The following is a 9958-nucleotide window of genomic DNA, read 5'->3' as shown; positions in this document are numbered from 1 at the left end:
GAAAGACCTGGCTGGCCTGCGCCTTCGCACGTCAGGCCGCCCGGCTCGACCATTCCGTGCTCTACCTGCGCATGCCACGTCTGTTTGAGGATCTCGCCCTGGCGCGTCTGGACGGCCGCTTTCCCCGTCTCATCGACAAGCTGGCTCGGGTGCAACTGCTCATCCTTGACGACTGGGGCACCCACAGCCTGACCGACCAGCCGCGTCTCGATCTGCTGGAAATCTTCGAGGAACGCTACCGCCGGAAATCGACGCTGATCACCGCGCAACTGCCAATCGCCCAGTGGCATGCCATGATCGGCGAGCCGACAATCGCCGAAGCCATTCTCGACCGGATCGTCCACAACGCCCATCGCGTCACCCTCGAAGGCGACAGCATGAGAAAACAGAAACCACCGCCGCTCTTGACCGACGCCGAAAACGGCGAAATCAATCGCAAATGAGTTCAACCAGGCAACCGAGGGCCGACCACATCCAGCTGTCCGCGACTTAGTGAAACTGCTGTCCGCGATTTAGCGGAACGACTGTCCCGTTTTTGCGAAATGCGCAGAAAAGGAGCTTGTTCCTAGCGGCGCAGCAATGATTGAGGATCTCGTCGTAGTCCTTGAATATACGGTTGGAGAGCCCCTTGTCATGAATTGCCGCAGGTTTTCGACTGGGTTCAGTTCCGGTGAGCGCGCGGCACGAACATCAGAGTGATGTTGTCCGGCCGCGTCACTTGCGATCCGGCCTGATCAGGATCAGCACCGCATGCGCGCCGTCGTCGGCGCTCCGACTGATCTCGGCGAGGTGCTCCCGCATCGCCGCGGTATCGCAATAGGGCATGCCCTTCCGGAGGCAGACGGGCCGCTGGTCGAACCAGTGGGGGAATTTCACACAGTAGCTTTGCCAATTGCTGCGAGTCCAGCAAGGCTCGGTAGGTGTCTCCAGTTCGGCGATGTCGCGAAGGCGCGCACCGAATTGCGCCGCAAGCTACCGCCGCCGCGTGACGAGTGCGGGAAGCCGTTGCAGTTGCTCACGCCGATGGCAGCGTGCAGGTCGGTCGGTAGTTGTAGCCGATTCAGGATAGCCCTCGTAGATCACCTGTTTCGAGCTGTGCCGGACCCGTGTCGGTAACGTTCATGCGTGCATGACCTTGTCTCCTGTCCTCGGGGGTAAGTTCACACGTAATCCGACATACTAGACGACGTTTGCAATTCGACGTAGGCGCAAGCTTGAGCGCAACGCCAATCGCCCGGGAGAGTCTCAGTATAGCCTTATCAAGGCCGCATTATGGTCATGAACGTTAGCATTATATCCCATATGAAATTTCTGGTTGTATTGTCAGAATTTCGTTAAGACGATAGATCTTCGTTTTATTGCCCGTGAGTGTCTTTGTAGATACTTATAGAGATTACTGCTTAACTGGAGAAACACATGAGATCGATGAGTCGCTACAAGGAAATACTGCGAACACACTCGGAATGGTTGAACAACTTACGCGCGACGACGGAGGCAGCCGAGTGACGACCGAAGCTCCCATTTCCACCGTTTCCGCGTCGACGGCAACGACGCAGCCGGCGCAGGGTCTTACCTACACCACGACACCGATCCAATCGCAGTATGATGGCCAGGTGATTGAAAATCTTGACATCTACGTCACCAACGGGGACGCGGTCACGATTACGCACGACAATGTCATCCTGCGCAATTGTCTTATTCATCACGTCGAAGGTGACGGGGTGGTGGTATCGGGCGCAAACGGCGTCACGATCGAGAACACCGAAGTCATCAACGCCGACCCGCCGGCGGGAATCGACCCCGAGACGAGCCCGAACATCAACAACATCAACGCAGAAAACGCCTCGAACTTGACCGTTCATAACACCACAGTGCGGGAAGGCTCGACTGGCATCTATCTCGTGAACTCGCCCGGCGCGAGTCTTTCACACGTCGATGGCTACGACTTCCATGGCCCAATGCCGCGCGGTCAGTTCGTCCAGTTCAACAACTCGGGTAATAGTTCGCTAACCGACTTCTATGCCGTAAACGACGCCGGCAGTTCGCATCCGGAGGACATCGTCTCGGTATATGGCAGCCCGAATACGACGATCTCAAATGGGGTGATCGACGGTAACAACTCTCAGACCGGAGTGGCCGTCATGTTCGAGAACGGATCGACCGGCGGCAGGGTGGATCACGTTGACGCCATCCATCAGGGCAATGGCGCGTTCTCTTCCTACGCGAGCGATGTGACCTTCGATCACACGAGGTCGTTCGACGGTATCGATGAGGATCAAGGCCGCGGGCTGCCCTCGTCGAATGGACTGATCTGGAATGTAAGCTCCGGTGGGGTCAGCATCCTGAACTCGAGCTACACCAACCCTGGCAATCCCAACAACATCATTTGGGACGCGTCAAAGGCGGTCGTGGCCGACGTGCACGAGGATCCCACGGCGACCCCAGTGGCACACGTCGATAACCAGTTCACCTGGGACTACGCAGCGGATAGCTCGACCGACACTGTCACGGGCGCGAACGTCACCCCGCCAATCACTGGCTCGACCGGGACCGAAACTGGGTCTGGAACCGGGATTGCCGCTCCTTCCGGCGGCACCAGCGATGGCACCTTGTACGGCACCGGCGGCGCCGATGTATTGCATGGAACCAGCGGCCACGCGATGATCGGCTATGGCGGCAACGACACTTACAATGTCGATAATGCCAACGAGAAGGCGGTTGAGGCTGTGGACGGCGGTAACGACAGTGTGATCGCCTCGGTGAGCTATGCGCTTTCGGCCGGCTCGGAGATCGAGCATCTCGCCACCAACAACCCGTCCGGCACGCAGGCGATGAGCACCACCGGCAACGAGTTCGCCCAGACCATCGAGGGCAATGCCGGCAACAATGTCATCAACGGCGGACTCGGCGCCGACGTTTTGACCGGTTACGGAGGCCACGATGCCTTCTCGTTCAATACGGCTCTTGGAGCCGGCAATGTCGACAAGATCACCGACTTCAAGCGCTCCCAGGACACTTTCCATCTCAGCGATACCGTTTTTGCCGGGCTTCAGTCGGGAGGGCTTCCATTCAAAGCTTTCTTTGTAGGTGCAGCCGCGCATGACAGCTCCGATCATATCATCTACAACAGTGAAACCGGGGCTCTCTCTTTCGACGATGACGGGGCCGGCGGCGCATCTCAAACGCAGTTCGCCACCCTCTCCCCACATCTGTCGCTCACCGCAGCCTCGTTCTTTGTGACCTGAAGGACTACACGGGGAACCAATATCCCGCGAGGGGCTGCCCTGGCAAATAGGGACTGGATCACAGTACCTCAAAGCCATGATCCCGAACCGAAGGTCAGCGTACCAAAAAGGGGAGCCCGGTTTCGGAGAAGATCACGCTCATGGAGTTCCATCCCGATATCATCGGGATGGAACAGACTCGAGTTGTGAGCTTTCCGTAGTTCACGCGGACCGAACCGAGGAGACTGGAGTTACAGACTTTCAGCACTCACCGGAGGGTACTAAATCAATATTCACAAGAATGCCCGTCTGACGCCGTGGCGTCGAGAGGAACTGGCTCGTTCGGCCATCGAGCGACATCTTTCCCAAGCCTTGCGGCGCAGGCCTATGGTGTGTCGAAGCGAGCCGGCCTGTGAAGCTGGTCGATGTAGATCGGCGTCGTTTTGAAGAGAACATGCTCTTCAACCGGTCCATTCGCGAGAACATCGCGCTCGCCGATCCGGCTATCCCCATGGAGCGGGCATCGCTCGCCGGCGTTCACGATTTCATCCTGCGACTGCCCGCGGGCTATAACGTGTCGACTGCGTCATTGCCGGCGCCTGGGTCGCCGGCGTCGCGCGACATGGCTTCTCATCGAACGGATACTCTGATCCTCGAAGCAGCGGACGCCTCGGCACTGAGACAAGTTCGTGTAATTCCGAGTTTATCCATGCGGCATTACGATCCGGTCGGATCGCTAAAGGCTCAGATCTGCGTAGCGGGTCGGGAACAGCTCTATCGTCACTGCGAGCGAGCCGCCGATTCCGCATATGCGCCGCGGCAAGCCTTATAGCCGCAGGAAACCGGTGTTTGCTTCTCTCCAGGCAAACGCGTCCGGTTGCGCCGCGGGAGCACCCGTCTGTCGGCCAACCTACAATTGACCGCCTGGCGGGCTGTCCCTCTCCTAACCAGCAGGAAGGCAGATGCGCGGGCATCCAGAGCCCACAGCCCCGCCTTTTCCACGCCAACCTACCCGATCGTACTTCGGTCTCGTCGACATCTTGCGCCATAGCGAGCCGTCGTAGCATGCCGTCAGGCCGCTTTGGGAACGGCCGACGGTAGCGCCGGCGGCTCGGGATAGGCCCGCTGTTACGGTCATCGTGCACCGGTATCCCCGAGGAAGGGCTCGGTTAGTCCGTCAGCGCGGGCAAGCGCGGCGGCACTCTTCTTGCGTTATCCAAGTTTCTGCGCATGGCCATTCAAACGGCCATAATGGGAGTCGGTGCGTACCTGGCTATTAACCAGGAAATCTCCGGGGCGCGTCCTGTTTGCGGCGTCACTCATTATGGTCGGGCGCTTGCCCCGACGAGATCATGCAATGGAAAAGTATCGCGTCGGCGCGCAGCGCCCATGTGCGCCTGGAAAGCATATTCCAGGAGAACCCGCCGATTGCCGGACGCCTGCCTCTGACGCCGGCCGTCCGGCGCGCCCTCCATCCCAGACGGGCTGCCGCGGTGCCGGCGCTACGTTCGGGCCGACGAGCGACGGCAGCAACTAGTCACGATTGCCGAGACAAGTCGCCAACCTCGCCGAAGCTGGCGAAAAGCTGCACGTTGCAGATGACGTGCTCAACCGACCGAGCGCGCACCGCGGTCCGGGAGCGTTGTCGGCTTTAAGGTACACACGATAGGAGCCGTCGGTTCGCGCCGGCGAAACCTTGATGGAGATCATCCCTGATGACGACACTTGACCGTCCGGCGAAGAGTCGCCTGTCGACATCAACTCATCAACAATGTTGCCGAGGGCCTTCCTGCCGAGATGCGACTGCCTTCGTTCAAGGCTCGCTCGACGCCGGTCGCGATCGGCGAGGTGCAGACCGTTGCCGGCGGACGCGCCCCATGAGGAAGTGACGCGTGAGCCCTACTACGAATTGAAAGGTTCCGTGCAGGTCTCTCAGTTCCCCGAACAGGTCCGCGAGAAACTCAGGCCCGGTATGCCGGGATCAGGATAGACCGCAGAGACGAGGAACGGTCAGAACGACCAAAGCAACCATTCTAAGGATTTTGCCCAGGAGGACCAGAGTGGACGTGGCCCGTGTCGCCGAATCCATTCCCGGGACGCGCGCCATGCGATGCGGCAATAGCTTGCGAGTTTAAGCTCGTGCCAAGCAACAGAGCAATGGATGGAGGTGTTACAACAGCAAAACGCCCGGCGTTCTTTAGAAATTCTCGACGCGCCTGTTCTTCCGGCACCTGGCTGTCTGTATTTCCTTTGGAAGACTTCCCGCTCTTCATCGAATGTACTCCTATCCTTGTGTAACAACTCCAACGCTCTAACTTGACATATGCCTTTTGTGAAGACAAGGCGCCATCAAGATACAACCAGGAAATTAAGTATTACTACACTTTTGACCCGAGATCGCCGTCAAGGAGGATGCTGGTTGCGCGGCGTCCAAAGTCGAGCGGACTCCGTCGGCCCCAGCCATCGCCATGTAGGAGTCGCCACATACCCCACAGCGAATTGCCGACCAGGCGCAATGGAACGCCGAGGACGGGATGGTACAAGGGGAAGACGCGCCGCCAGTGTTGAAAGCGAACCAAGGGACGCCGCACATATTGCGCCGGTGCTATGACGCCAAAGAAGTGACTCAAGGCCAAGAGTTGAGTATCGAACGCATTCCGCGCATTCTGATCGGGCAAGGATGTTCGGAGCTCCGCCCAATCCAGCTTATGCTGCTCCGCCAGCCGTGCCAGATCATAAAGGTGGCGAAAGTCGGTCCTTCCGCGCCAGTAGTCCGCCTCCTTGATGAGATCATGCATGATCCAGTGGAGGGCCCTAGACTGTGGGGCGGGGATTTTCGCCCTAAGCCCGTGACGGCGGGCAAGCCTCGGGGGCTCGCGGTCAATTTCCCGGTACGGCCGGAGCTCCAGGAGACCGACATCTTGCGGGCGCGCCATGCCACCAGCGACCGTCACTTCGGCGTAGCCAAGCTTGGCAAGACAAGCCCGGGCAGCCCCTTCTTTTGTCGTTTCCACAGCCAAGTCGAGATCGCTCATGATTCTGTCGGGAACCCTGCCGCTCGACGAAAGGAACAAGGGAACGGCCCCTTTGAGCAGGACCGGAACGACGCTCCCCTGATTGAGGGCAGCAACGGCTTCGTTCAGCTGCCTGCGCAAGCGCAAATTGCGTTCCCGGTTGCAGCCGTAAATGAACTGAAGATACTGGCCCACCCCTTCGGGGAGCCGGTCAAGCTGGCCCGTGTGCGCAAGAGTGGCGCACAAGACGGGCGTAAGCAGAGTGTGGTTGGCGAGTGCAATTACCGCCAGCCAGTCGGCCGTTACCACCAGGCGCCCGTTAAGTCCCGCGATCAGGGCCTCGAACGCATCCCTGGTAGGCTTCATCGGCACGCCGCCTTCAGCAGTTCCAACCCGTCACCCAATTTGGCATAGGTCAGGCAAAAGCCCTCTGCCGAGCGGATGACTTGGCAAAGAGCGTCGAATGCAGTGCTACTTAGCTCTTTATTCCGCGCAAAGGCGCCGTTCAGCAAGCCACCCAGGATCTCGCTCGGGTCGATCACGCGCAGGGAAGGTTTGGCATCCTGTGTCCGACAGAGCAAGACCACCCAGCCCACGGGCCGGGGAACGGTAGGGACATGATCCCTAGGCACAAGAAAACGCACACGCCTGCGATCGGGACGCCGGTAAACCCGAGACCTGCCGAGTTCGGGGAAATATTGTCCGAGAATGGACCATGATCCCGATTTGACTGAAGGCGCAAAAGCAAGGCCGATACTCTGTCCGGCCGAGTCGAGAAGTGTCACATCGTCTGCCGCGAAGCCAAACCCCGCGTGGACCAGCGCCAATGTCAGGGTCGTCTTGCCCGAGCCAGGGTTACCACAAAGGAGGAGCGTGCGGCCGTTCTTGAACAGCGCCGCCGCATGCAGGGCGAGTTCATATTCACTGTGCCCAAGCACTTCGGCCAGCAGTTGCCCTTTGACCATAATCGGTATCTGGTCTCGACCACAGGAATTAGTCCAGTGGCCATCCCGGAACAGGTGGATCCGCTGCCCACGCTCAACCAGATGGAATAGGACGTCGACGGCCCTGTTTCGAACTTCGAGATGCTGAAATACGGTCGCGGCCGGAAAGGCGACGGCAGCCGGATACAGTATGCGCACACACACGCCTGGAACAGCAACGACCTGGCAGATATGTTGATGAGCTGCGGTTGGGCACGGCGGTGGAGCAGGCTGGATTAGGCCGAGCCGTTCCCAGTCTTGAAGGGCAGCCTCGACATAGCCATAGGCCTCTTGCCTATCAACGCCACGGGCTGCCATCTCGCCCAAGATAGCCTGGACCGGCACGCCTTCTTCAAGCGAGCGCCAGATATCCGCCGCAGTGTCATTGAGCGCAAAGACTACCCCCTGCGTTGAACTGAGCAGGATGTTTTGCCCTTTGATGCATGCAAGCCGACCTTGGGGAACTAACCTCGCCGTAGCGTACTCTACAAGGGGAGGCCCCGCAGTTCGGTCAGTGGTTCGGGTTTGTTGCGGGCTCACAGAAGCCGTCATCCTCGTTTGTCTGGGCGTGGAGATCGTTCGATTCGAGTGGAACTCACGACCAGAGAGACACGATCTTCATGGCATTCCCCCTCCGCTCCCAAAGCGGTAACTTGCCAACGCCGTTGCCGTGCGGGCACTTTTGCTTGAAGTCGCAGGTTATGCATTGAGCGGTCGCTGTTTTTCGCCCTGATCATCGCTTGCATTCAGTTGTTCTGTAACAGCGCCTTTTGTAGTAGAGCCGCACCTCTCATGGTGTCGAGCCTCACCCAAAGTCGTATTCAATTTATACCGAAGAAGAGGTTCGCTTTTTCCGAGTGGGGTGTCGCTTGGCAGTTAATCGATGGGTCGTCGGCCAGCCGCCACTCCTTGCAAATCAATCACTTGCCACATAAATCGGCAAAGTTGGGCTAGACGGCGTTTCGCCCCGTCCAGATGCGGGGGATGGTCAGAAGCAGGATCTTTACGTCGAGCCAGACCGACCAGTTGTTGACGTACCACATATCGTGTTCGACACGCTTGATCATCATGTAAACATCAGGCGTCGCGCCGCGCCAGCCATTTATTTGTGCCCAGCCGGTGACCCCCGGCTTCACCTTGTGCCGAGCCGGATAAAGAGAGATGATCTGGCTGTATTCGCTGTCATGCGCGAGCGCGTGCGGCCGTGGGCCTACCAACGACATGTCGCCCTTCAGCACGTTCCATAGCTGTGGAATCTCGTCGATACTAAACCTTCTCAATATGCGCCCAACGCGGGTGACGCGGGGATCGCCCCTGCAGGCTTGATGGACAATGGGCCCGTCCTCCAGGATCGTCATCGTTCGGAACTTATAGATCTTGAACGTGCGGCCATTGAACCCGGCCCGACGCTGACAGAAGAGCACCGGCGCCCTGGATTCGAGCGCAATCAGCGCCGCAACAACGGCCAAAGGGGGCAGAAGAAATGGGAGGGCGACAGTGGTCAGCACAAGATCGAAGAGCCGCTTCATCAGGAGCTGAGGCGCCGTCAGGGGCGCGCTTTGCAATTCTATCGCCCTCGTCCCCCCCAGGTTGACGACGGGTCGCTTCAAGAGTGCGCTAACGACGTGGTCCGGTAGGAGCCTTACGGGTACCGCGACCACGCAAAGGTGGGCCGTGATTTTCTCAATCAGGGATATGTCAGCCCAACTGACAGCAAGGACTATCTCGTCGACCGAACGCCGACGCACATGTTCAATGAGCTTATCCATACACTCAAGGAGCGAGCTCTCGCTGGATGCAGCAGGCAATGTAATCGTTTGGCAGACCTGGCATCCGGAAGCCTCGATTGCCTGGACAACGCCGCTTGGCACGCGCACGTCCGATTGCGTTACGATCACTACTTGCGGTTTGGCAAGCATGTCCGACCTGGTCAGCGAGGCAAACAGTCGTCCGGCGCCAAGGCGCACGAAGATGATGCCGCCAAGTCCCGTCACGAAGAACAGCATGAGGGCTTGGCGCGAAAACATGTCTCCCACCTTGAGTGCAAGCGCCACAACCGACAGGCAAAGAAAGACCGCCGTCCAGATCAGCGCGACCTCCTTGATCTGAGAGGCCAGCGACCGCAGCTCGGAACTCAGATACAGGCCGCGCGCATATGCGGAAGTCGAAAAAAGGGCGGCTACAACAACACCGAGCCCGAAGTTCCGGCCGTACTCGCCGAAATGTCCGAAACTCACAAGATCATATACCATTCCCGAGCCGATGCTGAGCAGCACGACGGACATTGCCTCGAGAAGCGGAGACGACTGCAGAAGAACATTGACCTTGAGGGGCGCGTTCCACCGCGGTGCGTTTGACGTGGCGCCCGCACGGGGGCCTTCATGAAGAAGTGCCATGACGTTCACCTGCGTTCGAAGCCGCATTCATCGACCAACATCGGACGACCCCCCTCCTCTGCTGAAAACCACCGGAGTGCCCAGCGTGACGTGGCACCCCTCGCCTGCGATCATTGCCCCTTCACGCGAAGTTCGATTGCGGTGGCTGCGGTAGCACGGGGAATGGCCAGAGAATGGCAGCGACACTGCGCGAATCCAATTCGGCATAAGCTCTAACCCCAAAGGGTAGAGCCGGCGGACACACCGACCTTCCTTGCCCGCTTCCGGCGCCTGTTAGTCTTTCGAGTACCTCGAAATGATATGCTCTCGCGCGCAGGCCTGGAGCGGCGGACGCTCCGACG

General features: G+C 59.0%; 7 protein-coding genes and 1 pseudogene. 4 read left to right on the top strand and 4 right to left on the bottom strand.

The genetic code is table 11. The annotated features are described in order from the left end of the window. From NKH33_RS25900 to NKH33_RS25890, 4 genes and pseudogenes are all read left to right on the top strand, one after another. Window positions 1-443 (top strand): ATP-binding protein (locus NKH33_RS25900; RefSeq protein WP_352922114.1); only part of this gene is annotated, 443 nt, incomplete at its 5' end. Between the two features lie 1059 nt (window positions 444-1502). Next, the gene (locus NKH33_RS25895) at window positions 1503-3245 is read left to right on the top strand and encodes a right-handed parallel beta-helix repeat-containing protein (RefSeq protein WP_352922112.1); all 1743 of its coding nucleotides are present in this window, start codon (window positions 1503-1505) and stop codon (window positions 3243-3245) included. A 264-nt stretch (window positions 3246-3509) separates the two neighbouring features. Continuing rightward, window positions 3510-3628, top strand: a pseudogene (locus tag NKH33_RS33310) (IS481 family transposase); the annotation flags it as partial. 8 nt (window positions 3629-3636) lie between these two features. Continuing rightward, window positions 3637-4056: a hypothetical protein gene (locus NKH33_RS25890; protein ID WP_352922122.1), complete on the top strand. Its 420-nt coding sequence runs from the start codon at window positions 3637-3639 to the stop codon at window positions 4054-4056. 1201 nt (window positions 4057-5257) lie between these two features. On the opposite strand, the gene NKH33_RS25885 is transcribed toward NKH33_RS25890, so the two are convergent. The 4 genes from NKH33_RS25885 to NKH33_RS25870 all read right to left on the bottom strand — a co-directional run bounded on the left by NKH33_RS25885 (window position 5258) and on the right by NKH33_RS25870 (window position 9617). Further along, entirely contained in the window at window positions 5258-5497 is a 240-nt protein-coding gene (locus NKH33_RS25885; RefSeq protein ID WP_352542497.1) for a hypothetical protein, read from the bottom strand. Window positions 5498-5602: 105 nt separating this feature from the next. After that, window positions 5603-6604, bottom strand: a complete 1002-nt coding sequence (locus NKH33_RS25880; RefSeq protein ID WP_352818825.1) for a nucleotidyltransferase family protein — start codon at window positions 6602-6604, stop codon at window positions 5603-5605. Then, window positions 6601-7761, bottom strand: a complete 1161-nt coding sequence (locus NKH33_RS25875; protein ID WP_352818828.1) for a PqqD family peptide modification chaperone — start codon at window positions 7759-7761, stop codon at window positions 6601-6603. Before NKH33_RS25875 ends, NKH33_RS25880 begins: the two co-directional genes overlap by 4 nt. A gap of 410 nt (window positions 7762-8171) precedes the next feature. Next, the gene (locus tag NKH33_RS25870; protein ID WP_352542499.1) at window positions 8172-9617 is read right to left on the bottom strand and encodes an undecaprenyl-phosphate glucose phosphotransferase; all 1446 of its coding nucleotides are present in this window, start codon (window positions 9615-9617) and stop codon (window positions 8172-8174) included. Between the last annotated feature and the right edge of the window lie 341 nt (window positions 9618-9958).

Origin of the sequence: Mesorhizobium sp. M1182 (assembly GCF_040318335.1) — a bacterium.
Lineage (GTDB): Bacteria > Pseudomonadota > Alphaproteobacteria > Rhizobiales > Rhizobiaceae > Mesorhizobium.
This window is presented reverse-complemented; position numbering and strand designations above follow the sequence as displayed.

What these genes read in the sequence shown, in the direction of transcription:
- NKH33_RS25885 (WP_352542497.1), bottom strand. Translation starts at nt 5,497, where the DNA reads ATGAAGAGCGGGAAGTCTTCCAAAGGAAATACAGACAGCCAGGTGCCG.
- NKH33_RS25880 (WP_352818825.1), bottom strand. Translation starts at nt 6,604, where the DNA reads ATGAAGCCTACCAGGGATGCGTTCGAGGCCCTGATCGCGGGACTTAAC.
- NKH33_RS25870 (WP_352542499.1), bottom strand. Translation starts at nt 9,617, where the DNA reads ATGGCACTTCTTCATGAAGGCCCCCGTGCGGGCGCCACGTCAAACGCA.